Annotated in this window: 20 protein-coding genes; 12 read left to right on the top strand and 8 right to left on the bottom strand. The window is 52.6% G+C overall.

Annotation, left to right across the window (positions count from 1 at the left end; all coding sequences use genetic code 11):
* Nucleotides 1–4 precede the first annotated feature (4 nt).
* The 7 genes from pheA to ihfB all read left to right on the top strand — a co-directional run bounded on the left by pheA (nucleotide 5) and on the right by ihfB (nucleotide 7,415).
* Nucleotides 5–1,090: a prephenate dehydratase gene (gene pheA / locus AB8516_RS20875; protein WP_108292478.1), complete on the top strand. Its 1,086-nt coding sequence runs from the start codon at nucleotides 5–7 to the stop codon at nucleotides 1,088–1,090.
* Between the two features lie 28 nt (nucleotides 1,091–1,118).
* Nucleotides 1,119–2,231, top strand: coding sequence for a histidinol-phosphate transaminase (hisC, locus tag AB8516_RS20880; protein ID WP_369163121.1), 1,113 nt, complete (start codon nucleotides 1,119–1,121; stop codon nucleotides 2,229–2,231).
* The gene (locus AB8516_RS20885; RefSeq protein WP_369163122.1) at nucleotides 2,228–3,100 is read left to right on the top strand and encodes a prephenate dehydrogenase; all 873 of its coding nucleotides are present in this window, start codon (nucleotides 2,228–2,230) and stop codon (nucleotides 3,098–3,100) included. The genes hisC and AB8516_RS20885 overlap by 4 nt, the downstream gene beginning before the upstream one ends.
* Before the next feature lie 98 nt (nucleotides 3,101–3,198).
* A complete protein-coding gene (gene aroA / locus AB8516_RS20890; protein WP_369163342.1) occupies nucleotides 3,199–4,527 on the top strand; it encodes a 3-phosphoshikimate 1-carboxyvinyltransferase in 1,329 nt (442 codons plus the stop codon).
* Nucleotides 4,520–5,194: a (d)CMP kinase gene (cmk, locus tag AB8516_RS20895; protein WP_369163123.1), complete on the top strand. Its 675-nt coding sequence runs from the start codon at nucleotides 4,520–4,522 to the stop codon at nucleotides 5,192–5,194. The genes aroA and cmk overlap by 8 nt, the downstream gene beginning before the upstream one ends.
* Nucleotides 5,195–5,328: 134 nt before the next feature.
* Nucleotides 5,329–7,005, top strand: a complete 1,677-nt coding sequence (rpsA, locus tag AB8516_RS20900; protein ID WP_108292470.1) for a 30S ribosomal protein S1 — start codon at nucleotides 5,329–5,331, stop codon at nucleotides 7,003–7,005.
* Between the two features lie 98 nt (nucleotides 7,006–7,103).
* The gene (ihfB, locus tag AB8516_RS20905) at nucleotides 7,104–7,415 is read left to right on the top strand and encodes an integration host factor subunit beta (RefSeq protein ID WP_069126031.1); all 312 of its coding nucleotides are present in this window, start codon (nucleotides 7,104–7,106) and stop codon (nucleotides 7,413–7,415) included.
* Nucleotides 7,416–7,487: 72 nt separating this feature from the next.
* On the opposite strand, the gene phoR is transcribed toward ihfB, so the two are convergent.
* Together phoR and phoB are read right to left on the bottom strand one after the other, a co-directional pair.
* A complete protein-coding gene (gene phoR / locus AB8516_RS20910; RefSeq protein WP_369163125.1) occupies nucleotides 7,488–8,867 on the bottom strand; it encodes a phosphate regulon sensor histidine kinase PhoR in 1,380 nt (459 codons plus the stop codon).
* On the bottom strand, nucleotides 8,864–9,574 hold the full coding sequence (phoB, locus tag AB8516_RS20915; RefSeq protein ID WP_369163126.1) for a phosphate regulon transcriptional regulator PhoB: 711 nt from the start codon (nucleotides 9,572–9,574) through the stop codon (nucleotides 8,864–8,866). Before phoB ends, phoR begins: the two co-directional genes overlap by 4 nt.
* Nucleotides 9,575–9,934: 360 nt before the next feature.
* Here phoB and AB8516_RS20920 point away from each other — a divergent pair, with 360 nt between their 5' ends.
* The gene (locus tag AB8516_RS20920; RefSeq protein WP_369163128.1) at nucleotides 9,935–11,209 is read left to right on the top strand and encodes a hemolysin family protein; all 1,275 of its coding nucleotides are present in this window, start codon (nucleotides 9,935–9,937) and stop codon (nucleotides 11,207–11,209) included.
* Here the strand turns inward: AB8516_RS20920 and ppk1 are convergent.
* The 4 genes from ppk1 to AB8516_RS20940 all read right to left on the bottom strand — a co-directional run bounded on the left by ppk1 (nucleotide 11,194) and on the right by AB8516_RS20940 (nucleotide 18,082).
* A complete protein-coding gene (ppk1, locus tag AB8516_RS20925; protein ID WP_369163130.1) occupies nucleotides 11,194–13,416 on the bottom strand; it encodes a polyphosphate kinase 1 in 2,223 nt (740 codons plus the stop codon). The two genes, AB8516_RS20920 and ppk1, sit on opposite strands and share 16 nt — an antisense overlap.
* A gap of 163 nt (nucleotides 13,417–13,579) precedes the next feature.
* Entirely contained in the window at nucleotides 13,580–14,854 is a 1,275-nt protein-coding gene (apgM, locus tag AB8516_RS20930) for a 2,3-bisphosphoglycerate-independent phosphoglycerate mutase (protein ID WP_369163132.1), read from the bottom strand.
* 167 nt (nucleotides 14,855–15,021) lie between these two features.
* Nucleotides 15,022–16,215, bottom strand: coding sequence for an ATP cone domain-containing protein (locus tag AB8516_RS20935; RefSeq protein WP_369163133.1), 1,194 nt, complete (start codon nucleotides 16,213–16,215; stop codon nucleotides 15,022–15,024).
* A gap of 130 nt (nucleotides 16,216–16,345) precedes the next feature.
* On the bottom strand, nucleotides 16,346–18,082 hold the full coding sequence (locus AB8516_RS20940) for a SpoIIE family protein phosphatase (protein WP_369163135.1): 1,737 nt from the start codon (nucleotides 18,080–18,082) through the stop codon (nucleotides 16,346–16,348).
* A gap of 387 nt (nucleotides 18,083–18,469) precedes the next feature.
* On the opposite strand from AB8516_RS20940, the gene AB8516_RS20945 reads away from it, so the two are divergent.
* The 4 genes from AB8516_RS20945 to AB8516_RS20960 are packed head-to-tail and all read left to right on the top strand — an operon-like array spanning nucleotide 18,470 to nucleotide 22,031.
* The gene (locus tag AB8516_RS20945) at nucleotides 18,470–19,600 is read left to right on the top strand and encodes an ABC transporter permease (protein WP_369163137.1); all 1,131 of its coding nucleotides are present in this window, start codon (nucleotides 18,470–18,472) and stop codon (nucleotides 19,598–19,600) included.
* 9 nt (nucleotides 19,601–19,609) lie between these two features.
* Nucleotides 19,610–20,404 carry an ABC transporter ATP-binding protein gene (locus AB8516_RS20950; RefSeq protein ID WP_369163343.1) on the top strand — a complete coding sequence of 265 codons (795 nt, stop codon included), beginning with the start codon at nucleotides 19,610–19,612 and terminating at the stop codon, nucleotides 20,402–20,404.
* A gap of 5 nt (nucleotides 20,405–20,409) precedes the next feature.
* Complete coding sequence (locus AB8516_RS20955; RefSeq protein ID WP_369163139.1) at nucleotides 20,410–21,420, top strand: MlaD family protein; 1,011 nt, start codon at nucleotides 20,410–20,412, stop codon at nucleotides 21,418–21,420.
* Nucleotides 21,420–22,031 (top strand): membrane integrity-associated transporter subunit PqiC, encoded by a 612-nt coding sequence (locus AB8516_RS20960; RefSeq protein WP_369163142.1) that lies wholly within the window; start codon nucleotides 21,420–21,422, stop codon nucleotides 22,029–22,031. The genes AB8516_RS20955 and AB8516_RS20960 overlap by 1 nt, the downstream gene beginning before the upstream one ends.
* A 152-nt stretch (nucleotides 22,032–22,183) precedes the next feature.
* Here the strand turns inward: AB8516_RS20960 and AB8516_RS20965 are convergent, their stop codons facing one another.
* Together AB8516_RS20965 and mfd are read right to left on the bottom strand one after the other, a co-directional pair.
* Complete coding sequence (locus AB8516_RS20965; RefSeq protein ID WP_369163143.1) at nucleotides 22,184–22,969, bottom strand: CsiV family protein; 786 nt, start codon at nucleotides 22,967–22,969, stop codon at nucleotides 22,184–22,186.
* Between the two features lie 381 nt (nucleotides 22,970–23,350).
* Nucleotides 23,351–26,830 carry a transcription-repair coupling factor gene (gene mfd / locus AB8516_RS20970; RefSeq protein WP_369163145.1) on the bottom strand — a complete coding sequence of 1,160 codons (3,480 nt, stop codon included), beginning with the start codon at nucleotides 26,828–26,830 and terminating at the stop codon, nucleotides 23,351–23,353.
* Nucleotides 26,831–26,836 lie beyond the last annotated feature (6 nt).

Genomic DNA, 26,836 nt, shown 5'->3' on the forward strand with positions numbered 1-26,836 from the left:
ATCAATGAATGATGATGCGAAACTGAGTGCCATCCGACAGCGAATCGATGAGATCGATCTGCAACTGCAGCAGCTGATCAGTGAGCGGGCGGAAGCGGCCCAGGGGGTTGCGCGCATCAAATTGGATGAGGATCCGCAGACAGCTTTTTATCGTCCCGAACGTGAGGCTGAGGTATTGCGGCGTATCAAGGATCGAAACCGGGGACCGCTGCAGGATGCGGAGATGGCAAGGCTGTTCCGGGAGATCATGTCGGCCTGTCTGGCCTTGGAACAGACCTTGAATGTCGCCTTTCTTGGGCCGGATGGAACCTATACACAGGAAGCGGTGCTTAAGCATTTTGGGCATGCTGTTCATACCACAGCCATGGGCTCCATACCGGATACCTTTCGCGAGGTCGAAGCCGGTGCCTGCCAATACGGTGTGGTACCGGTGGAAAACTCCACCGAGGGCGTGATTACCCACACCCTGGATACTTTCGTCAATTCGCCACTGCGGATCTGCGGTGAGGTTTCATTGCCGATCAATCACCAGCTACTCAGTCGTGGGGACCCCGCGGAGCAGATCAAGGTGGTCTACTCCCATGCCCAATCCCTTGCCCAGTGTCGGGGATGGCTCGATCAGCACCTCCCTCATGTTGAGCGGGTTGCTGTCGGCAGTAATGCAGAGGCCGCCAGGCTGGCAACCGAAATAGCCAATGCCGCCGCCATCGCGGGAGAGGCGGCCGGTGAGATCTACCAGCTAAGTGTTGTGGCATCGAACATTGAGGATGAACCCGGCAATACGACCCGTTTTCTGGTGATCGGCAAGCAGGATTCACCGCCCAGTGGAGAAGACAAAACCAGTATCATGTTCTCCACCCATAACAAAGCGGGCGGTCTGCATAGTATGCTTACGCCGTTTGCTGAACATGGAATCAGCATGACGCGCATTGAATCACGTCCATCCCGCAGGGGACGCTGGGATTATCTTTTTTTCATCGATGTGGAGGGGCACAGAAGCGATGACAATCTCGCCGCGGCCCTGCATGAGATCGAGCAGGCGGCCACCCAGTTCAAGGTCCTCGGGTCCTATCCCAAGGCAGTCATATAGCCGCTGATTCCTCTTTTCGAGCAGCACGATGACACGTCAGACAAACCCCTTTCTTGAGCTTGCCGCACCGGGTATCGAGGCCTTGAAGCCCTATTTGCCCGGTAAACCGATATCTGAGTTAGAGCGCGAACTGGGTATCACTCACTCGATAAAACTGGCGTCCAACGAAAATCCCTTGGGCGTCAGCGAAAAGGTCATCGAGACTTTGGGCCGGTGTGTGCCTGAGTTATCCCGCTATCCCGACGGCGGAGGCTATCGACTGCGTCAGCGGCTTGCCGAAAAGCATGCCGTGGATCCCGCCTGCATTACCCTCGGCAACGGTTCCAATGATGTCCTGGATATGGTCGCACGGGTGTTTCTTTCGCCGGATGTCGAGTCTATGTTTTCGCAATATGCCTTTGCTGTATACCCAATCAGCAGTCAGGCTGTCGGTGCCGGGTTGAGGGTTGCCCCTGCCAAGGCATACGGCCACGACCTTGAGCGGATGCTGCAAATGCTCACGCCCAAGACCAGGGTTATCTGGATTGCGAATCCGAATAATCCAACCGGTACCCGGCTGACTGACACAGAGCTGTACTCGTTTTTGCTTCAGCTGCCGGAGCATGTCATCGTGGTGCTTGATGAAGCCTATTTCGAATATGTTCAGGAGAGTGACTTTCCGGATGGCGCGGCATGGCTGCAGCGCTTTCCCAATCTGATTGTGACCCGCACCTTTTCCAAGGCCTATGGGCTGGCATCCCTGCGTATCGGATATGGGCTATCGAATCCCGCCATCGCCGATCTGTTGAATCGGGTGCGACAGCCTTTCAATGTCAATGCCCTGGCGCAGTCGGCGGCATTGGCCGCACTTGATGATGAAGAGTTCATCCAACGTTCGATTGCACTCAACAACAAGGGTATGCAACAGTACCGGCAGGGCTTCGAAGCATTGGGGCTCGACTATATTCCTTCAGTGGCTAATTTTATAACCGTCGATGTTGGTGAGGATGCCTCCAGGGTCGATCAGGCATTGCTGCGCGAAGGATGTATCACTCGACCGATAGCCAACTACGGATTGCCCAACCATTTGCGCATCTCTGTCGGGCTGGAAGAGGAGAACGATCGTCTCTTGACGACGCTGAAGAAGGTACTAAAACGGTGATTGAAAAGCTTGCGATTATCGGAGTCGGTCTGATTGGCGGCTCTGCCGCCCTGGCCCTGAAGGAAGAGGGTGTGGTGAAGGAAGTGGTTGGCTGTGGCCGTGGGGAAGCCAATTTGATCAAAGCACAATCCTTGGGCGTGATCGATCACTACACGCATGATGTAGGTGCGGCGGTTAAAGGCGCCGATATGGTCTTGTTGTCAGTACCCTTGGGTGCAATGCGCGACACCCTGAGTGGTATACGCGGTCAGCTTGCCGATCATGCAGTGGTAACCGATGCCGGCAGCGTCAAGTGCAGTGTGGTAAACGATGTCAAAGCGGTATTCGGCGAAATCCCCGGATTTTTTGTTCCGGGCCATCCCATTGCGGGGACCGAACGCAGTGGCGCTGAAGCGGCGTTTGCCGAGTTGTATCGTAATCGCCGAGTCATACTCACGCCACTGCAGGAAACGGATAAGGATGCGCTCCTGCGTGTCGAAAGGATGTGGCAACAGTGCGGGGCGGATGTGGTACAGATGACCGTTGAGCACCATGACGAAGTATTGGCTGCAACCAGTCATTTGCCTCACATGCTGGCATTTACCTTGGTCGATAGTCTGGCGCGAATGAAAGAGAATGATGAAATCTTTCGCTTCGCCGCAGGCGGCTTCAGGGATTTCACCAGGATCGCATCAAGCAATCCTGTGATGTGGCGCGACATCTGTATAGCCAATCAGAGTTACCTGAATGAAATGTTGACGCGCTTTGCCGATGAGCTGCATGAGCTTGCGGAACTGCTGCAAAGTGGTGATGAAACCGGGTTGCTGGAGATATTTCAACGTGCGAAAAAGGCGCGGGACAGATACGTGGATGGAGTCAATAAAAGCTAGGGCCAGTTAGCACTAATCCAAAAGGCATCTGGCAGATAAGGCAAATATAGTGTCGCTGACCCGATTATTTATGGTTTCAGCGACTGCAAACGAGTGGAATTAACTTGCAACAACAAATCAATTATCGAATACAACCCGGCGGCAAGCTGATCGGCAACTTGCGTGTGCCTGGCGATAAATCGATCTCCCACAGGTCGATCATGCTCGGTTCGTTGGCTGATGGCGTTACTGAGGTAACAGGTTTTCTGGAAGGTGAAGACAGTCTTGCCACTTTGAATGCCTTTCGCCAAATGGGGGTGGCCATCGATGGACCGACCCAGGGCCGGGTGACTATTCAAGGTGTCGGCATGCATGGGCTGCAGGCGCCGGATGGTGCGCTGGATCTGGGAAATTCGGGAACATCAATGCGCCTGCTGACCGGTTTGCTGGCGGGGCAGGGCATGGCGGTGACATTGACGGGTGACAGTTCCCTGTCGGGTCGACCCATGCAACGGGTCATCGACCCGCTTTCGCGGATGAATGCGAGCATCGGTTCGACAGAGGCTTTCACTGCGCCATTGCAGATTCACCCCCAATCTCGCTTGCAGGGTATCGATTACCAATTGCCAATGGCCAGCGCCCAGGTCAAATCAGCACTGTTGTTGGCGGGTCTCTGTGCGGAAGGCGAAACCTGTATCACAGAACCGGCGCCCACCAGGGATCACACCGAGCGTATGTTGCAGGGATTTGGCTATCCGGTGAGACGCGATGGCAACAGGATATGTCTGACTGGCGGGGGGCGATTGAGTGCCTGCGAAATCGACATACCCGCGGATATCTCATCGGCAACCTTCTTTCTTGTCGGAGTCTCTATCGCTGAAGGGTCGGAGATGGTGTTGCAACACGTGGGCATCAACCCCACCCGGGATGGTGTGATTTCGATCCTCAAGTTGATGGGTGCCGAGATAGAGCTCCTCAACGAGAGAGAGGTCGGCGGTGAACCGGTTGCCGATATAAGAGTCATGTCGACAGAATTGCACGGCATCGATATACCCGAGGAGTTGGTGCCGCTGGCAATCGATGAATTTCCGGCCGTTTTCGTGGCGGCGGCGTGTGCCCGGGGTGAGACGCGATTAAGGGGCGCAGTAGAGCTGCGGGTCAAGGAGAGCGATCGTATCCAGGTCATGGCGGAAGGTTTGCAGAGACTCGGTATCGAGGCCGATCCGACGCCGGATGGAATCGTCATACAGGGAGGCGAGCTACAGGGCGGCAAAGTGGAGAGTCACGGCGATCACAGAATAGCAATGTCATTTGCGATGGCGGGATTGAGGGCGGCAGGCCCCATTGAGATTGCCGACTGCGCCAATGTCAATACCTCGTTTCCCGGCTTCGTCCCTTCTGCGGCGGATATGGGGCTGCAGATTGCCGAGGTGAAAAATAGTGGATAGGGCGCCGGTCATTACGGTGGATGGGCCTTCGGGATCGGGTAAAGGAACCCTTGCTCAACGCATCGCGGAGGCCTTGGGTTGGCATTTTCTCGATAGTGGCGCGATCTATCGCGTTTTGGGCTTAATGGTCGAACGTGCTGGCATCGGCGGTGAAAATGTGGATAAAATTGCCGATATGGCTAAAAGTATGCCATTATCATTCGATCAAGGACGGGTGCTGTTGGATGGTGAGGATGTATCGCGGAGCATACGTACTGAAACCATCGGCAATGCGGCTTCCAAAGTGGCTGCCATCCCTCAGGTTCGTGAAGCATTACTGGCATGGCAACGCAACTATGCCAGGTCACCCGGTCTGGTTGCAGATGGACGCGACATGGGAACGGTGGTTTTCCCTCAAGCCAAGGTCAAGATATTTCTCACAGCAAGTGCCGAGGAACGGGCACAGAGACGCTATAAACAGTTGAAAGAAAAGGGGTTAGGTGTTAATCTCGCCCGTCTTACTGAGGAGATTAGAGAACGGGATGAGCGCGACAGCAAACGTGCCGTGGCGCCACTCGTCGCTTCGGAATCAGCATACCAGTTGGATTCGACGGCGATGACTATCGATGAAGTTTATGGGCAGGCGATGCAGATAGTAGGCGCGGCCCTGTCCGATATTCAAAGCTAATCATCTGATTCATCAGTCAAGAATGGTGGCCGGTTTTACCGGCTTAATTTTTAACCTAACAACCTGGCGGACAAAAATATCACTTCATTTTTCGTCCAGCCTGTGCAACCTAGTGTTGCAGGAAACTCAATCCCATGACCGAAAGTTTTGCAGAATTATTTGAGGAGAGTCTCTCCAGTACCCAGCTTCGCAGTGGCGCCATTATTATCGGTACCGTTCTGGATATCACACCGGAAGCTGTTATCGTTAACGCCGGCCTGAAATCTGAAGGCGTTATACCTCGCGACCAATTTCTCAATCAGCAAGGAGATATTGAAGTCCAGATCGGCGATCAGGTAGAGGTCGCGCTGGATGCTGTTGAAGATGGATTTGGTGCCACCAGACTCTCCCGCGAAAAAGCCAAGCGCGATCAGGCTTGGAAAGTGCTTGAAAAGGCGCACGAGGCGGAAGAGACCGTTATCGGACGTATCAACGGTAAGGTTAAAGGCGGTTTCACGGTTGAATTGAATGATATCCGTGCATTCCTTCCCGGTTCTCTTGTCGATGTGCGTCCTGTACGCGATACCGCCTATTTGGAAGGTAAAGATCTTGAATTCAAGGTGATCAAACTCGATCGCCGACGCAACAACGTTGTGGTTTCACGCCGGGCCGTTGTTGAACAGGAGTACAGTGAAGAGCGCGATAAGTTGCTCGAAAATCTGCAGGAAGGTCAAGAGATCAAAGGTGTGGTCAAGAACCTCACCGATTATGGCGCATTTGTTGATCTTGGTGGAATCGATGGCTTGCTGCATATCACCGATATGGCGTGGAAGCGTGTCAAGCACCCCTCTGAAGTTGTTGAGATCGGTGACGAGATCAACGTCAAGATATTGAAATTCGACCGTGAACGTAACCGTGTCTCGCTCGGTCTCAAGCAGATGGGCGACGATCCATGGGTTGCACTGGCACGTCGTTATCCGGAAAGCACACGTCTGTTCGGCAAGGTTACCAACATTGCCGATTACGGATGTTTCGTGGAAATCGAGGAAGGTGTTGAAGGTCTTGTGCATGTTTCCGAGATGGACTGGACAAACAAGAACGTACACCCATCCAAGATAGTCTCCCTCGGTGACGAAGTGGAGGTCATGGTGCTTGATATCGATGAGGAGAGACGTCGTGTCTCGCTCGGTATTAAACAGTGCAAGCCTAATCCCTGGGATGAGTTTGCCGCTACCCACAAAAAGGGCGACCACGTTACCGGTAATATCAAGTCGATTACCGACTTCGGTATCTTTATCGGACTTGATGGCGGTATAGATGGACTGATTCATCTGTCCGATATCTCCTGGGATGATGAGGGTGAAGACGCTATTCGCAACTTCAAGAAGGGCGATGAAGTGGAAACCGTTGTCCTCTCTGTCGATCCTGAACGGGAACGCATCTCATTAGGTATCAAGCAGCTGGCACAGGATCCCTTTTCAACTTTTGTGGCTGCCAACGAGAAAGGCAGTTTCGTTAAAGGTAGAGTTGTAGAGGTCGATGCCAAGGGTGCGATGATCAACTTGGCTGAGGGTGTTGACGGTTATCTTCGAGCTTCTGAGCTGTCACGTGACCGTGTAGAGGATGCACGGAGCGTCCTTAAGGAAGGCGATGAGATAGAAGCGAAATTTATCGGTGTGGATCGTAAGAACCGCTCCATAACGCTTTCCATCAAAGCCAAGGATGCGGATGAAGAGGCGGCCGCTATCAAGGGTTATGCACGTGATGCGGCGACCAGTGCACCGACTTTGGGTGATTTGTTGAAAGAGCAGATGGATAATCAAGGCGAGTAGAGCCAGGAGTCGAATTCGATAGATTCCGAATCGAGGAATCAGGGCCCGCACATTAAGTGCGGGCCCTGAGTCATCGGCAAATTGGAGAACTGACAAGAATGACAAAATCCGAACTGATTGAGATTATTGCCAAGGAGCAGAGCCATCTTGCCTATCGTGATGTAGAGTTGGCTGTAAAGTGCATGATTGAGCACATGAGCCAATCCCTGGCATCGGGTGAGAGAATTGAGATTCGCGGATTTGGGAGCTTTTCACTCCACTACCGGCCGCCAAGGATGGGACGCAACCCAAAAACGGGTAAGACAGTTGCGCTTTCCGGTAAGTATGTCCCTCACTTCAAGCCCGGTAAGGAGTTGCGGGATCGCGTGAATCAGTCCTACACAGAAAACATCACTGAGCAGGTGGAGTAGATTCTCCATCGGCTGAAGTTTCGGTGAATGGCGTTTTTTTAATTACGCCTTTTTATACTCGTTGCCACTCGCTTATTCCGGTGATGAGTTCAACAGTTCAGGTTGGTCACTGGGGAGTTGTTTCGAGGCATCTCGCTCAGCAGAAATCGTAACTGGTTTATCAAGCGATAATTCTTCCGGAAAAGAGCAGGTGAAACTGCTGCCAACTCCCAACTGACTCGCTATTCTTATTTCGCCATCATGTCGACCGATAATATGTTTGACAATGGCTAATCCCAGTCCTGTGCCCCCGGATTGGCGTGATCGCGCCTTATCGACCCGGTAGAAACGTTCGGTCAATCGATGTATATGACGCTCCTCGATTCCCGGCCCGGAATCAGTGACTGTCAGGCAGGCCTCGTTTTCCAGGTGCAGCCAGGTGACGGTGATCTCTGTGCCGGGGGGTGTATGGATGACGGCATTGAAGACAAGATTCGAGAATGCGCTCGTCAATTCGCTCTCTTCACCCAGCAGCCAGAGGTTGTCGTCGACATCCAGATTGATCGTATAACCACCCTTTTGCTCCGCCAACAGCTGTGCCTGATCGATGATTCTGCGCAGTAGATCGGGTACGGCGACCGGCTTCTCCGGGGATGGGGCATGTCCAAGCTCGAGTCGGGAAAGTGTAAGCAGATCGTTAATGATGCTGTTCATTCTGTCCGCCTGCTGAAGCATCAGAGTAAAGGGACGCTCCTGAAACGGCAACATATCATTGTCGGAAAGGTTTTCCAGGTACCCCGCGATAACAGTGAGGGGGGTACGGAGTTCGTGTGAGACATTCGAGACAAAGTCACGTCTGGTCTGGTTGAGCTTATAGACTTCGGTGATGTCTCTCGCGACTACCAGACGCTGGGCCTTCTTACCACCAAATGGTGTAACGCGGAGAGAGATGATCACGGCTTTGTTGCTTGGGGAAGGGAATTCGAGGGGTTTTGAGTAATCGGGATTATTCAGATACTCCGTAAGATTTTCATGTTTGATGTGTTCTGTGAATGAACTGTTTTCATCCCGTGGCCAGCTTATATTCAACAACTGACCGGCAGCAGGGTTCGCCCATTCAATAACGGCGGATTTATTCAGTAATACCAGTCCGTCGGGTATAGAGCTGGTTACCTTTCTGAATCGTGACGCGAAGCGGCTGAGTGTTCTTTTACGTTTTCGGCTTCTGGAGCGGAACCTCGAGAGCTCTTTATAGATCAGTCCCCAGATATCCGCAGGGTAGGGTGGATCGATCCGCGAACTCCGGTTGATCAGATAGGCGAGCTTGATCAGGTAGTAACCGTGTTTAGCGAAATAGGCAGCCAATGCCACCGCGATTGCGCTAGGAATCTGCTGCAGCAGATACCCGATAGGCACAAATATCAGCAGGCTTCCCAGCAGATGATTGATTTCGATTTTCAGATAGCCCTTCACGAAGATGGCCGTTTAAGTTGAAAGTTGCCGGGTGAAAATCTATATCCCACACTGCGCACGGTTTGCAGAAAATTGTGATGTCCCGATGGAGTGAGCTGCTTTCGCAGGCGTCTTATATGCACATCCACCGTTCTTTCATCCACACTGGCGGTGACACCCCAAACCTGATCCAGGATCTGGGTTCGGCTAAAGACTCGGTCGGGGTGAGTCATGAAAAAGTAGAGTAAGCGATATTCAGCCGGTGAGAGGTGGAGTGGGGTGCCGTCAATAGCGACGATATGAAGGCTGGGTTCGATACTCAGGCCGGCAAACTCGATCCCTCTCTCTGTTTGATCGCCACGGTTTCTGCGTAATACAGCCTTGATGCGGGCCAACATCTCTCTAGGTGAAAAGGGCTTGGTGATGTAGTCGTCAGCTCCGCTTTCAAGGCCCTTAACCTTGTCCGATTCCTCAGACCGGGCTGTCAGTAGAATGACAGGGGGTGTATTTGACCGGGCCATTTGTCTCAGCTCTCTGGTCAGGTCGAGTCCTGATCTGCCGGGTAGCATCCAGTCCATTAGGATCAGGTCGTAGCTTCGCTGGGATAACAGGCGACGGGCGTCTTGGGCATTATCGGCTTCATCAACCCGATATCCCTTGGGTTCGAGGATAAATCGAATCATTTCCCGAACCTCGGGTTCATCTTCTACCATCAGTATGCATTGCATCTATCTGTGCACCAAGCTAGGGCCTGTCAACAATAGTCCAGCAGGCCCAAAATACTATCTTATGGAAGTGACTGCTGGATCGGGGCTGAATCCTGCCCATCTCCTCGTGAGATGCGCACTCTTATTTTGAGTTCATGGATTGTTGCGCGGATAATTTTATTGCCCGTGTTTATACTGTAATGTCAATTATATGTTATACATGAAGAATATCACTTATATTTTGACCTTTTTACTGGGTAGTATTGCGCCATGAAATATAATGAATATATTAAATGGCGGTGCTGCATACTTGTGATTCAATGTCTTACCAGTGATAATTACAGGCTGGGCCTAAACGGGCGAGATACATAAAGACACTTCGTGGAAAGTTACCTTATTCTAGCGCTGCTGCTGGTGCTCTCTGGCGTTTTTTCTGGTTCAGAGACTGCCTTGATAAACCTGTCGATGGCTCGTGCGGAAGCCTTGTACAGAGAGGGCAGGAGGGGTGCTCAAGCCCTCTATCTGCTGAAAAAAGATCCGAGCCGCATGCTGATTACTATCCTGATCGGCAACAATGTGGTCAACATCGCGGCGTCTGCGATGGCAACGGTCATTGCAACCGACTATTTTGGTGACACCGGCCCCGGTATCGCCGTGGGTGTGTTGACCATCCTGATCCTGGTGTTCGGCGAGATAACGCCCAAGAGCCTGGCCACCCGTTTTTCAGAACGCATCTCGTTATTTATCGCCCCGCTGATCGTCGGTTTCATGCGCCTCATCTACCCGCTGGTGTGGCTGTTCTTGCAGTTTACAAACTGGGTGCAATCGTCGACCAAAGCCATGGATGATCCGCTGGTGACGGAGCACGAGGTAATTACCTTGATTGAGCATGGTGAGGAAGAGGGAGTCATCGATACCGGTGAGCGGGAGATGATTGAGCGCATCTTCAATTTCAATGATCTGAAGGCCGAGGATGTCATGACTCCCAGAAGACAGGTATTCCGCATTGACGGTCGGCGCTCGCTGCGTGATGTGTTGCCCGGGATCATGCGGGAGAACTTTTCACGCATTCCCCTCTACAAGGAGGATCCGGATGAGATCGTCAGCATGGTTCTGGTGCGTGATCTGATCAAGAATATCGTATCCGGTGAGTTGGACATCCCCATTTCCGACCTGGGCCAGGAACCCCTGTACACCCCATCCAATACAACGATTGATGAGCTGGTACGTAAGCTTAAGCTTAAAAGCATTCATCTTGCGGTGGTGGTTGATGAGCACGGTGCAATGATCGGCGTGGTTTCGTTAGAGGATATGTTGGAAGAGCTGGTGGGTGAGATATATGACGAGACTGATGAAAAACCCAATGATTTGATGGTCTTGGGGGGTGGCAAGGTGCTGGTGCAAGGTACCGCTGAACTACGCGTCGTTGAAGAGTATTACGATATGGATATCCCCGGTAAGCCAACCGATACCATCAATCGATGGTTGCTCAAGCACACGGAAAGGATCCCCGAAAAGGATGAGAAATTCGAATTGGACGGTTTTGAGGTGCGTGTTCAGGACGCATCCCTGCGACGCATACATCAAGTGGTTCTACGGCGGATAATCGCCACCAATCAGGATGATCTCACTGCAGATGTTCAGGACAGTTCCTGATTGCTTCTGAGACGCTGTTTGAAATGGTTCATGAGCTTCTCGCGCATACGTTTTTCCCGATGTTTCTTGGCTGCATCCAAACGCCGTTCAACCACACCGATAAGCGTTTCCTGACAGTTGAGTGAAGTTTCACCGCTATCGGGTATGCGCCGTACGTAGGTGCCGTCGGACTGCATATCCCAGGCGCTATGCTTGTCACCCAGCTGCACATCGAGAATCAAACGCAGTTCCTGGCGCAGTGCCGGTGATTCCACCGGGGTCAGTACCTCTACCCGCTGCATCAGATTACGTTGCATCATGTCGGCGGAACCGATGAAATACTCTTCGTCGCCACCATTGAGAAAGTAGATGATGCGCGCATGTTCCAAGAATCTTCCGACTATGCTGATTACGCTGCTGCTTTCGCTCAGCCCGGGAATGCCGGGACGGAAACGACAGGTATCTCTGACGATAAGATCAACCTTGACCCCAACCTGGGTGGCCTTATAGAGGGCCTTGACGATATCGTGATCCTCGAGGGCATTCATCTTCATCTGGATATGCCCGGGATGTCCCTCGTCATGCAGTCTGATCTCTCGTTCGATCTTCTCCACAAGAGACTGTTTTAAGGTATAGGGAGCTGCCAGAATCTTACGGTAGCTGGGAGGCGGTGAATAGCCGGTCAGATAGTTGAACAGCTCTGTCAGATCCTTACCGGTATCCTCATCGCATCCAAGCACCCCCAGATCCGTATAAAGCCTGGCGGTGCCGGCGTGGTAATTACCCGTGCCGATATGGTAGTAGCGACGCAACTGGGAGTAGTCCTTGCGGATCACCATGATCAATTTGCTGTGTGTCTTCAGCCCCAGAACACCATAGGTGACATGGATGCCTGCCTGTTCCAAACGTCTCGCCCAGCGTATATTGGCGGCTTCATCGAAGCGTGCCTTGAGTTCTACCAGCACCGCTACCTGCTTGCCGTTGCGGGCCGCTTTTATCAGGGAGTCGAGTACATTGCCTTCGGCTGATGTACGATAGAGGGTCATCTTGATCGCCAGAACCTTGGGATCCTCCGCCGCCGTGCGCAGGAAGCGCTCCACTGTGGTGGTAAAGGACTCATAGGGGTGCTGCAGCAACAGAGATCCATGCTCTCTGATGATATGAAAGATATTGCGTCGGTCATGTGCCAACTGAGGATGGTCGGATGGGTAGTGGGGTGGATTGCGGAGCTCTGGAATGTTCAAGGTGGCGATTTCAAACAGGTCTCGAAGAGCCATCATACGATTGATTTCAAATACATCCTGCTCCTGATCGAGACCAAGTTCTGCAGCCAGCATCCCGCGATGCGTGGGATTCATTCCCGCAGAGACCTCCAACCTTACAATCGGTGCAAAGTGACGTTCACGCAATTCTGTTTCAATGGCTTCCAACAGGTCGCTGGCCGACTCCTGGTCCAACTCCAGGTTGGCGTTTCGCGTGACCCGGAACAGATCGCATGATTCAATCTTCATGCCGGGAAACAGCATATCGAGGTTGTTTGCGATCAGGTTGTCGAGGGTAACGAAAGTGTAATCCTCATCCACCTGGATCAAGCGTGGTGAGACATCCTTGCTGACCGGTACCTTTACCCTTGCCATATGCAGGTCGTAACCACTGGGAAAACGGAGTGTGACCAACAGGTTGAGCGTTTGGTTGGAGATAAAGGGAAAGGGATGGCTCGGATCCATCGCCAATGGCGTCAGCATCGGGAAGATGTTCTGCTGAAAATGTTCACGGAGGGTTTGTTGCTGGGTCGCGTCCAGGGCCTCGTATTGGGTGATACGAATTCCGGCTTCCTCCAGTGCGGTCTGCAGTTCATGATAGATACGCTGTTGCGCCTGCTGGATCTCGAATATTACTGTGTGGCACTCGATCAATTGTTGCTGTGGGGTCCTGCCGTCTACCGTTGTAGTGGTGAGGCCTGCAGCAAGTTGTTGCTTAAGACCGCCTATGCGTTTCATGAAAAACTCATCCAGATTGCGGCTGACGATGGCGAGGAATTTAACCCTTTCCAGCAATGGATTTTTCTCCACCTCGGCCTCATTCAGCACCCGGCGATTGAAAGCGAGCCAGGTCAGCTCCCTGTTCAGATAGAGACTGGAGTCGTTCAGATCGATGTCGGAGACCGGTTCAACCTCATTGCCGGTCTGGCTGTTTGTGTCGATGGTTGCTTGATCGGGTTGGGACATGGCAATAGATATAGTCAGGTTGGGTGGATATCACATTCCATACTTTTATAAAGTATAGGCATCCCGACCGACCTTGCCAGGCAGATTACCATGAAATATTGTACAAATACCTTTGCCGGACTCAGCTATAGCATGCGGCTATTGCACGGTTGCATGGCGCGATTCAGAGAATAAAAATACTGTCTTTCGGTCTGAAATTCTCCAATTGATTCATCTGGTCAAGCATGGATAGCAGAAAGCCGCTGCTATTGATGCGTCCCAGACCGCCGGTATTGCAGGCGAGTTCGGAAAATTCCAGGCAACCATCCACTCTGCCGCGAGGATTATAGATCAGACTGGGTATGGGGTCTCCGGTATGACGGCCGGTATTGGTATCGGTGCAGTGATCGGCAGTTATGGCAATCACCAGTGAATCATTGATCAGCGGGGCTATGGCGTCATCGATTTTCAACAACATCTCCCGTTTACCGGTGGGATTGAGATCATGTGAGTAGATGTCGGTGGCTTTGATATGCAGATAGACCATGTCGTGATCATCAAGTGCACTTATCGTGGTTTTTACCTTGGCATGCAAATCCGTATTGTGGTCGGCGGTAAAACGGTCATGCGTAAAAAGGTCATAACCCAGTAACCTGCCAAGCCCCAGTACCGTACTCTCGCCGGATATCACTGCGGTTTTGAGCTTGAGCTGATTAAGCAGGGGTTTGACTTTCGGTAGCGTACCGGGTCCTCTACAGATAATGCCATTGGCGGGTGGTAGGTTATTATCAATTCTTTGGCGATTTACCGGATGTTCGGAGAGCTTCTCATAAATGATCTCCATCAACCGATTCACCGCACTGGCGGTCATCACCGCTGCGCTGTCTGATGGGTCATTGGGAAGGCAGGTGAGCAGGCCCTTGGTCTTGAACTGGTTGCCGGGATCGGTGTTGGATATGTCATGGGAGAGGCCGCAGCCCTCCATTTGCAATACGACACGGTGTTGGGTTGCCGGGTGCAGGCTGGCTATTATGCCATCACCCAAATCGACCTGGCCTATCGCAGCAGTCAGGGATTCAGTGCCCGTGTTGATCCTGCCCGCTCTGCGGTCAAGAATATCGTAGCGATCCTTACGCTTTTTCAAGGTGGCGAAATTGCAGCGGAAATAGAGCGCCTGATCGTTATCGTTCAGACCGACTCCGGATGCCTCTATAGGACCCCGTGCCAATTTCATTGTATGCTGTTTGGATAGCCCGAATAAGAGACAGATGCCGGTATGTGTACCCACTGGCATGCCGGGGAAGAGCGGATCGACAAGACCGCATTGCCCCGCACTCGCCAATCCATCCATATTCGGCGTATCGGCCACTTCAAGTGGTGTTTTGCCACCGAATGCAGGAATTCCTCGATCGCCAAGACCGTCAAGGATGATCATCACTCCTTTTTGGGTTGTCAACAAGGGTTTGCTCCACTAGTCTGCATTTTACCGGTGTTTCTACCTTATGGTTTCAATACTAAATAGGACAGACTGTCGTATGGCCGCCATTCCCTGAAAGCTAGTAACATAATTAATGTCTATGATTATTCCAATTGAGTATGGTCCGCCTGATGAGGAATACGGGTTTGTTATTCTGTGCCGAAAACGTCCTCAACCTTAGCATGAAAATCCTTCTGTAACACCTCGATAATGGAGCGCATTACGCGATCCGTGGTTTTATCTCTATCATCATTCATTATGATCGGGATGGCGTTGTTGTCAGCTTCGGAAAGCAGGTGTGACTGGAGCATCCATATCGATTCAAAATTCGAAAGATAATCACTCTGAGCATTTCTCACAGGGGCACTGACGCCCCGGTCTTTCAATTGGTGTTTCAGTCTGTCCTGCTTCAGTACCGCCAGCATGATCGGAACGATAACCGCACTCTTTTCATCCTTGAACCGCTTCACCAGGGCGGGTGAGACATGAACGCCTTCAAGTATCAGGGAGACCTGCTCATTCAAGGCACGCTGTATCACGGCTTCGCAAGGGACGGATACCAGCTCAGCCTGGTGTATAAAGCCATGGATCATTCTCTCTTCAGGCGGTTCCTTGGAGTCATCAGAGCCGGGGATTTTGCGCCAGGCATTAAATGAGGAGGTATGCAGTTCAGGGAGAAGTTTTATCGGCACCATCATACGCATGACCTCCCTGAGCATATCGGTGGATTGAGTCCGAATGATATTCAACCGGTGTGCCACCTCGGTTGCGACGGTGCTCTTGCCGCAACCGGTCGTGCCGCCTATCAGGAGTATCAGGGGACGTTGTGTATGTTTGTAATCGACCCATACCAGATAGCGCTTTGCAGCCTCTTTGCCGTAGTGTTGTTTCAGTTTATCGTAAGTCAGTCTTCCGATAGTGCTGCTATCAACGGCATCTTGATAGGATTCAGCTAAATCTTTATAGACATTCTGTGTAATGTAGGCTGCCTTGTCAGAGCCGAGACCGCTGGACTCGAGTGTGCGCCTATGCTCAATCATAGAGAAAGGCATGAGGTTGTCTTTATGGTCGCGTACGAAGATCTTCGTGGCGGCAGGATAGATGGTCTCGTAGTTCTCTATAACCTCTTTTTCATCCATCTTCTGCAGTTCAGACAAAACTATTTTGCGCAGCTCTTCGGTGGTGATCTCATCAACGTTGTTGATCTGCTGCCGAATATCGGATGAGAGCTGGTACGCTGTTTCAAAAGCAAGCCCGGCATCGGTCAGAGAGCGAGTCAGGATACCTCTGAGAAACGGTGTTCTTATATCATCCGATCTATCGAATACGAGTGTTTTTGCCATATTGGTGTTAACCAGGCAACTAGGGCCTGTCTTTCTTGAAGATATACCAGTCAGGGGTTTCAGACTGCTACTGTAGCACTCCTTGGGTTGATTTTGATATTAGGGCCTGTTAACAGGCCCTAGCAAGGGCTTAGAGTTTATCCTCCCATACGTAAATAGCTTCCGCTTTGTTACCTGGTTCAAAGAATTTAAGCTGCTTGACCAGCGATTTTACCAACATTATTCCGCGTCCGCTGTAAAGGGTCTCATTTGTCACATGTTGTGACAATGTCTTGAATTCGAACCCATGCCCACTGTCTTCCACCGTTATCACAATATATCCACTATTGTTGTTTTGATGAATTCTCAATCCGATGCGTATCTGTCCTTCTGTCAATGCCTCCAGGCGTTGCTCCCGTTGTTGGAAATAGTTGGTGAATCCATCTTCCCCCTGTTTAAGCAAGGAATCCAATTGCAGTACACCGTGATCCAGGGCATTGATATAGAGTTCGGTGAGGATGGTGAATAACGGGCGCCGATGCTCATGCAGTCCGGCTGTCTCCTGAATGTAGTTGATAAGTATGGGTACAGGATCGGCCTGACGCAGTTGACTACCGTAAAGAATGAGCTGGAACTCGATGCAGTCAGGTTGCTCATGGGAAAACAGGTTTTGCGGCATATCCCCGTCAGTTACAAAATGGTGTGACCCAGATTCCCAGCCAGGTAACAGCTCACGGATCAGCGGCACTTCGACAACACTGATATCATCATCTTGGGGGGCGTCCTGGCAAAATGCTTCAAGATCCTTGGCGAGTTTATCCATTATGTAAGAACTGCTGTCGCTCTTCCTGATGGCCTCAATAAACCGCTTTTGGCCGAACAATTCACCATTCGAATCACGCGCTTCGGTAACGCCGTCAGTTGCGAGAATAACCCTGTCACCCTCATCGACCCGCAGGTGATGAAAGTCATCCCTGAAATCGATATCCGGAGCGATACCCAAGGGGAGGGATTTTGATGCTATTTCATACTTTAGACGCATACTCTCATTCTCGATTAAGTAGCAGTCCGGCATGCCGCAATTGATAATTGAGATATGATCCAACTGGTGGTCGACCTTAACGAACTGGGCAGCCAAGAACATCCCGGTTGGCAATAGATCATGCAGCTTGTTGTTGATGGCGAAGAGTATCTGTTGGGGAGCAAACCCCTTGGCTGTCATGGAGCGAAATGCTTCGGAGGTTGGCAGTGCACCCAGCGCTGCGGCCAATCCATGGCCGGTGAAGTCACCCAGCAGGACATGCAGGTCGTGTGATGGGGCGAACGCTGTCAGCATCAGGTCGCCACTGAATACGCTGGCAGGTTTCAACAGGCTGCGGATATGCTCGAGGGCCACATTACCGGCGATGACCGCACCGCTGAACACCTGTTCGGCAATCTCTTCGTCACGTTGCATGCGACTGTAGAGCATACGGGTGTCCTGATGCAGGGTGCGGATGCGCTCCATGGCCTTAACCTTGGCTGATAGCACTGTGAAACTGTACGGCTTGGAGAGAAAGTCGTCGCCGCCAACCTCGACACAACGGGCAAGGGCCTTTTCATCGGACATGGCTGTGAGGAAGATAATGGGGACGAAATGGTCACCTGCCAGGCGTTTGATTTCGGAAGCGGCTTCATAGCCGTCCATGACCGGCATCATGACATCCATGAAAATAATATCCGGACTCTGTTTTCTGAAATGTTGTATGGCCTCAGCTCCGTTCTCGGCCTCAATTACATTGTAACCGTGTTTTTTTAACAACGCCTTGAGAATCATACGGTTTGTCACTTCGTCCTCGACAATGAGTGCGATTCCGTTGTGCTGAGGTTGAGTTGAGATTTTTGGCATAGTGCTTACCGAAATTATTATTGATATATAGAAATTCAGGTTTTATTAAATGTAACAAACTCAAATGTGCCCGGTTTTACTCCTGATGTACACTAGGGTCTGTTAACACTAATCCAATTGGCCCTGCTGGGACTATTTTTTCGTCCCGCAAGGCAGCGTGAGCGAGGTGTAGTGACTCTACATGAGCGAATGCTAACGCCGCTGGGCGTTGCTCGTCGCTCATTTGGAATAACTAAACTTCTCTCCTCGCGCCTTGATGGGCGCTTTTTCAGGCGCAACAGGGCCAATTGGATTAGTGTTAACAGGCCCTGGCTGAAGCTGTGGCCATTAGGCTGCAGTACCATATTGTGATATGAAGATACGCCAAATCTACCTGGAAACCTATACGTGTCCGAGGAATCGCTGACAATTTCATACCCATCTGAGAGCCGGGCGGTGCTCTCTTTTAAGGGTTCCTGGACACTGCGTGATGTAAGTTTCGACTGGCAGGGAGTGATACAGGAACTGACTGATCGTAGAGGGCTTGAAGCGATTTCACTCGATACCGGCCAGCTTGTTCGTTGGGACAGTCAATTTCTGAGTCTGGTGCTGCATCTGCATGATTTTGCCCACCAGCGGGATCTGCAGCTTGATACTGAGGGTTTGCCGGAAGGGGTCCGCAGGTTGCTGAAACTGGCTCAGGATATCCCTGAACGCAAAGGTGCACGGCGTCGGGCGCAGTCCTATTCATGGCTCTATCGTATCGGAGCAATGACCCTGAAGGCCTGGCGGGAGTCGGTGCTGTTCACGCGGTTTGCCGGTGAACTGACGCTCTCTCTGTGGCGACTGTTCTCCGGTAGGGCGAATTTTCGCGCAATCGACTTTCTGCATTTCCTTCAGGCAGCCGGTCCGGAGGCTCTCCCCATCGTCAGTCTGATCGGTGTGCTGGTCGGGGCGGTGCTTGCATTCGTGGGCGCTATACAACTGCAGATGTTCGGCGCTGAGATCTATGTCGCCAATCTGGTGGGCCTGGGATCGGTAAGAGAAATGGGGGCCATGATGACCGCCATAATCATGGCCGGTCGAACCGGCTCTGCCTATGCGGCTCAACTTGGTACCATGCAGGTCAACAATGAGATCGATGCATTGAAAACATTCGGTATCTCTGTAGTGGATTTTCTGGTGCTGCCGCGGTTTTTGGCGCTGTTGATTATGCTGCCATTCCTTACCCTTTGGGCTGACATGCTGGCAATTCTTGGGGGGTTGATGGTCGGTGTCTGGGTATTGGATATCTCGCTGATCGAATATCTGATTCAGACCCGGGAATCCATGGGCTGGGGCGATTTGGCGGTTGGCACGGTGAAGAGTGTACTGTTTGCCATTGTGATCGCCATGTCGGGGTGTCTGCGGGGATTGCAGAGCGGCAGGAACTCTTCGGCGGTTGGGCATGCAACCACTTCAGCAATGGTGACGGCGATACTGCTGATTGTGATTTGGGATGCCATATCAACATTGATCTTCAATCAATTGGGGATATGAACGATGGCGATGAATACTGCATCTGTCGAAACTCCGGCAACATCGCATATCGAGGTTAGGGATCTGACCATGGCATATGGTGATTTCGTGATCCAGCGCGATCTCAACTTTACAATCCGGCAGGGTGATATCTTTATCGTCATGGGTGGCAGTGGGTGTGGCAAGAGTACCCTGTTGCGTCATTTGATCGGACTGATAAAGCCGGCAAAAGGCAAAATTTACTATCATGGCCACGGATTCTGGCAGTTGGATGAGGAACGGCGGCAGGACCTGATGCGAAGAATGGGGGTGCTCTATCAAAGTGGTGCCCTCTGGAGCAACATGACACTGGTGGAAAATATCTCAATGCCGATCGAGACCTATACGGATCTGTCCACGGCGCAGGCGCGGGAATTGGCATCCTATAAGCTGTCTCTGGTAGGCCTCAAGGGTTTTGAAGGCTACCTTCCCGCTGAGATCAGTGGTGGTATGCAGAAGCGGGCCGGACTCGCCCGAGCGATGGCGCTGGACCCGGAATTGCTGTTCTTCGATGAACCGTCCGCTGGGTTGGATCCTGTCAGCGCGAAACGGCTGGACGACTTGATCATCGAGTTGAGTGAGAGTCTTGGCACCACGATCGTGGTAGTGACCCATGAATTGGCCAGCATATTCGCTATTGGAAATAATTCGGTGTTTCTCGATTCCGAATGCAAGACCATGATTGCTCATGGCAACCCGGGTGATCTGCTGCAAAGCTGCAATGATCCCAGAGTACAGGCATTTCTGACCCGGGGCACGGATGCCTCATCAACTCCAGGAATCTGAATAGTATGCAATCGAAGGTCAGTCCAACCCTCATCGGTCTCTTCGTTCTGGCATCGCTGGTATTGGGATTGAGCGCAATATTTCTGCTCTCCGACGGCAATCTGTCTCATCAATCCACACGCTTTATTCTGTTTTTCGAGAGTGATGTCAAGGGGCTTCAGGTCGGCTCGCCGGTGAATTTTCGGGGCGTCAGGATAGGCAAGGTCGAGTCGATGTCGATCACCTATTTCAAGGAGAGTGGCGAATTCAGGATTCCCGTCATCATCGGCATCGATGATACGCGGGTAGGGATCGATGGTGTACAGACAGGCAGCGGTGTATTGATCGGATTGGATGAACTGATCAAGCAGGGGCTTCGGGCGAGACTCAATCTGCAAAGCCTGGTGACCGGAAAACTGGAGATAGAGCTCGATTTTCATCCCGGCACACCGGTTCGGCTGGTGAGCGCCAACTCTGAATACCGGGAAATCCCCACCATTCAATCGAGTATGGAGCGAATCGCCACCGCATTGGAGGCGATGCCAATTGAACGGATTATGACACGCCTGTCAGGGATTCTGGACAGTATTGATGAGATGGCCGCCGACGGTGAGTTTGAGCGTTTGAAAGCGTCTCTGTTCCAGATAACCCGGCGTCTCGATAGTATCACCCAACAGCTGCATCGGGTTACACCTCAACTCATAGACGATAGTACAAATACCCTTGCGGAAGCGCAGGTAATGCTTACAGAGATAACCCTAACCGCTACCAAATCTCAGCAGTTGATATCGGAAACAGAAGGCAGGTTGGCCAAGGCGTTTACCAGTTGGGAGCGGACCATGGCCAATGGCGAGGTGACATTCTCGCAGCTGGGGCAGGTGGCCTCCTCAGCGGATAAGGTGCTCAGTGAGGATTCACCGGTAATGACCGAACTGACCGCCGCCCTGCGTGAACTGGGTGCGGCGGCAAGATCCATTCGAAATATGTCGGAGTACCTGGAACGCCATCCCGAAGCCATATTGAGGGGGAAACAGTAATGCAATCTACACCTGGTGCGCGAATTCCGATTATCGCGCTTTTTCTTGCGCTGTTGTTTTCAGGCTGTGCCGGGACCTCGTCCCAACCGACCCGTTTCTATCGCCTCGATGGCCAGCCGGGTAAAACCGAGGCCATCTCCCTGAAACCTCTGCCCGGGCAGCAGTTATTGGGCATCGGGCCGATAAAATTGGCAGCTTACCTGGACCGCCCGCAAATCATTGAGCGCCAGACACAACATCGGCTGCAGCTGCATGAATTCGATCACTGGGCAGGCTCACTGCAAGAGAATATCATCCAGGTGGTTACTCATTTAATGCGACAAAAGCTGACTGATATGAAGGTCATCGACTATCCCTGGCATGGGACTATCAGGCCGGATTACGAGGTATTGATGACAATCAATCGTTTCGAGCGTGAAGGTGACAGGATTTGGTTACAAATGCGCTGGAGTCTGATTAGGAGTAGCGACAACAGGCTTATGGAGATGCAACGGCTTGCGATCGAAGAGCCTTTGCAGGGTAGCGGTGTTGAAGCCGGCGTGGTTGCCGCCAATCGTGCGCTGGGTCAAATGGCAGAGCGAATGGCCACGGCAATCCTCTCCATGGAGTAGCAATCCCGAGCCTGACCGGAAGACTATCGGGCTAAGGGATCCTGCATTACCTCGTTCCCACGCTCCGCGTGGGAATGCATACGAAAGGTCGGTAATAAGGTGAAGTATGAGTTCCCACCCAGGAGTGTGGGAACTGGAAACAAGCCGCTGCGCTACTGAGTCACGGGCTTTTGTTCCACTTGCCCCTGCGGCTGAGTCTGGGTCGGTGGAACTATTGTCGGAACCGGCACAGGGGTTTCAACGATTTCGGGTTGTGGCGGCTCATAGCGTTCTGCGATCGTCAGCAGGCCGATCACCGGGTGGTCGATGTAGTGGAGCTTTCCGCTACGCATGCGCCTGCTCTCCTGCATCCGGTAATGCCGGAAGCGTGGCATAAAACCAAAATTGTCATCATTCGCTTGCGCAGGGCCTCCACGGACGCTTCTATGTAACACAATATCTGCATCCAGGTGCAGATAGCGTTTGATGCTGAATTTCAGGGTGCCCTCGAGTTTCGGTGGATTGAAATCCGAGACCTTTGCGCCATCTGCGGGCAACAGAGAGAATTGGACCTGTTTAGCCTTGTCGGGATGTTCCATCGGCTGACGCCATGCAACATGGTAAAGGGGGCGGTAGTCACGGGATCTTCGCATTTGGCGCCAGGCGTCATTCAGGGATCTCTCCTCAGCGGGCAAGGCACGAAAGGCGACGGGTTTATTATTCGCTAGAGGTTGTCCCTTTGTGAACCAGGCCGCATTGCTTGGCGACGGCCTTCCCGGATCATCGGGCCATCCCTCAGTGGAGCCGGCACCTGGCGCAATGCGTTCGAAGATCAGCACCTCAAATTGATACCAAACGGGGGCGTTGTCATTGTCTGCGCCCGCTGCCGGTAACATCATTGGCTGCATCATGAGTGCGCCTATAAGCAGAGCGCTTAACTTTTCCCGGAACCTTCTCATCTGGTAAACCTTATCAACCCATTCTCATCAATTGCACTAGGGCCTGTTAACACTAATCCAATACGCCCTGCTGGGGCTGTTTTTGTGCCCAGCAAGGCAGAATGAGCGTAGTGTAGTTATTCTACATGAGCGAATGATAACGCCGCTGGGTGCGAAAACAGCCCCAGCCCTTCGGGTTGTGCCTGAAAAAGCGCCACTCGGTGTTGCTCGTCGTTCATTTGGAATAACCAAACTTCTCTCCTCGCGCCTTGATTGGCGCTTTTTCAGGCACAACAGGGCGCATTGGATTAGTGTTAACAGGCCCTAGTATATTCTTCGGTCGATACTGGAAAGTGCGCCAGTAGCGGTTTCATTATGCATGCCATCCTTTGTTGAACCACATCAGTCTATCAGGCTGTCAAGCAGGGTGTGTATTTTTTTAACCCGCCTGTCGGGCACCTCGAGATCGGCGATATAGCGTAGTTTATCACTCCCATCCAGCTTGTATGTATTGGGTCGGCTCTGGATCAGGCCGATCAATATGGCCGGATCGAGTTTAGGATTCTCATCAAACAGCAGTCGCGCCCCTTTGGGCCCGGCTTCGATCTTACGAATACCCAGGGGGTGGGCACGCAGTTTCAGCTCTGTGATTTCAAACAGATTCTTGGTCGCTTCCGGCAGCAGTCCAAATCGATCGATCATCTCAACCTGCAGATCCCGCAGCTCGGTCTGATCCTTGGCACTGGCGATGCGTTTGTAGAGAACCAGACGTGAATGGACATCGGGCAGATAGTCTTCCGGCAGCAGGGCGGGGATATTGAGTTCGATCTCCGTACCGTGGTCCAGCGGCCTGTCCAATTCCGGTTGTCTGCCGGCCTTAAGTGCCGCTACCGCCCTATCAAGTAGCTCGGTATAGAGTGAAAAGCCGATCTCCTGGATCTGGCCGCTCTGCTCTTCGCCCAGCAACTCACCCGCACCGCGAATCTCCAGGTCGTGGGTGGACAGGGTAAAACCGGCGCCAAGATCTTCAAGGGATTCAATGGCTTCAAGGCGTTTTTTGGCATCCGCCGTCATGCTACCTGGCGGAGGTGTCAGCAGATAGGCATAGGCCCGATGGTGGGAACGGCCAACACGGCCGCGAATCTGATGAAGTTGGGCCAGCCCCAATTTGTCCGCCCGGTTGATAATCATGGTATTGGCACTGGGTACGTCGATGCCGCTCTCGATGATCGTGGTGCAGATCAGCAGGCTGAAGCGCTGGTGGTAGAAGTCGCGCATGATCCCTTCCAGTTCCCGTTCACGCATCTGGCCATGGGCAATCTGGAGCCGAATGCCGGGCAGCAGGGATTCGAGCCGTTGAGCCATGTTTTCAATGGTGCTGACCTCGTTGTGCAGGAAATAGATCTGTCCGCCGCGCTTCAACTCCCGTTGGCAGGCCTCGATGATGAGGCTGTCATTCCATTGGCTGACAAAGGTCTTGACCGGATGGCGCAGGGCAGGCGGGGTGGCGATGATGGAGAGATCGCGCATCCCCGACATGGCCATGTTGAGGGTACGGGGTATGGGAGTGGCGGTCAGGGTCAATAGGTCGACCTCGCTTCGCAGTGTCTTGAGCTTCTCTTTGTGGCGCACGCCAAAGCGATGTTCTTCATCGATGATCACCAAACCCAGATTTTTGAATTTGATCTCCTGTGACAACAGTTTATGGGTGCCCACAACGATATCGATAGTTCCATCCCGCAGGCCGTCGATCACCTTTTGCTGCTGTTTCCCGGTACGGAAGCGGGACAGGCTCTCCACCTTCACCGGCCAGTCGGCGAAGCGATCGGCGAAATTCTGGTAGTGTTGTTGCGCCAACAGTGTGGTTGGCACCAATACCGCAATCTGTTTATTGCCCTGGGTTGCCATGAAAGCGGCGCGCATGGCGACTTCCGTCTTGCCAAAACCGACATCGCCGCAGACCACCCGGTCCATGGGGCGGGTTGAGACCATGTCCTGCAATACAGCGTCGATAGTCTGGAGTTGGTCCGGTGTCTCTTCGAAATCGAATGAAGAGGCGAAGGCCTGATACTCGTCATCCGGTGTGGGAAAGGCCACGCCTTGGCGTGCGGCGCGCCGTGCATAAATCTCCAGCAGTTCTGCAGCAACATCACGTATCTGCTTGGCGGCTTTGCGTTTTGTTTTTTCCCACTGGTCCCCACCTAAACGGTGCAGCGGTGCGTTTTCCGGGGATGCACCGGCATATCGGCTGATCAGATGGAGCGAGGCGACCGGTACATAGAGTTTATCGCCGCGGGCGTACTCCAGGGTTAGAAACTCTGTCTGCATGCCGCCTACATTGAGGGTCTGCAGACCGAGATAACGACCCACGCCATGATCTTCATGCACCACCGGGGCACCCATGTGCAATTCGGTGAGGTTGCGTACAATCTGATCCGGATCCTGACTGACCTTGCGCCGCCTTCGCTCCTGGCGTACCCGTTCGCCATAGAGCTGGGTCTCGGTGATCAGGGCGATACCCTGTTCCTGCAGCCAAAGTCCCTGTTCCAGTGGCGCCACGCACAGTGCTATCTTGATATTGTCGTTGAGAAAGGTATCCCAGCCATCAACGACCTTGGGATCTATATGGAGATCCCGCAGGGTTCCCAACAACATCTCCCGTCGACCGGCGCCTTCGGCGATAAAAAGCACCCGCGTGGATTTGTTCTCGAGAAAATGCCGCAATGCGGAGGCTGGATCCTTGCTGCGCACCTGGAAAGCGACCGGTGGAGGCAGTTTGGAATTGAAGTTAATCACATCGGCATAGCCTTTACTGCGTGCCGCTACTTTGTGGTAGCTCAGCATGATTGAGTGACCCTGCTTCAAAAACGAGGCAAGTTCGTCTGCCGAAATGTAGAGCTTGCTTGGCGCCAGCAGGGGCCGTTCGAGATCGTGACGGCGCTCTTCAAACCGCACCTTCACCTCATTGAAGAAGATTGTCGCCCGCTCTCTCACCTCTTCCAGTTCCATCACCATATGGTGTTTCGGCAGGTAATCGAAAAGGGTTTCGGTCTGTTCGAAAAACAGCGGCAGGTAGTATTCAAGGCCGCCGGGCATCCTGCCATCGGAAACATCCTGATAGATCAGGCTTTGCTGCAGATCCCCTTCGAACTGACTACGGTAGTTACGGCGAAATCGATTGATAGCCGCTTCATCCATGGGAAACTCCCTGGCGGGGAGCATTTCGATGCGTGGGACCTTGTCGCAGGAGCGTTGGCTCTCCGGATCGAAGGTTCGTATGGTATCGACCTCATCGTCGAACAGATCGATACGATAGGGGCGTTGGCTGCCCATGGGGAAGATATCGAGCAGGGATCCCCTGACAGCGAATTCACCATGGGAAAAGACTTGCGAGACACACTGATAGCCGCCATGTTCAAGCTGTCGCCGGGTTTCATCCAGATCGATGCTTTGTCCGCATTCGACAATCAGACAATGAGCGTCGAGAAAGCTCTTCGGGGCCAAGCGCTGCATCAATGTGGAAACGGGGGCGACCAGTACGGCCCGCTGCATCCGCGGCAGGCGGTAGAGGGTCAGCAGTCGCTGTGAGATCAACTCGGGCAAGGGCGAAAAGAGATCGTAGGGCAGGGTCTCCCAATCGGGGAAATTGACCACCGGGACATCCGCAGTGTCGAGAAAGAATCCCAGTTCTCGCTCCAGCCGGGTGGCTGACTGCATATCATGGGTCACCACCAGAAGCAGGCCCTGATAGGCACTCGCCGCATTGGCGATTGCCAGCGCGGCGCTGGATCCATGTAATCCGCCCCATTGCAGCCGTTCGCCGACAGCCTGCGGTAGGATGGGTTCGAATGGAGATAGCGGTTGTATGGGTTTTTCAGACATTGAGCA

It is taken from the genome of Candidatus Thiodiazotropha sp. LNASS1 (genome assembly GCF_964212655.1).
Taxonomy (GTDB): domain Bacteria; phylum Pseudomonadota; class Gammaproteobacteria; order Chromatiales; family Chromatiaceae; genus Thiodiazotropha.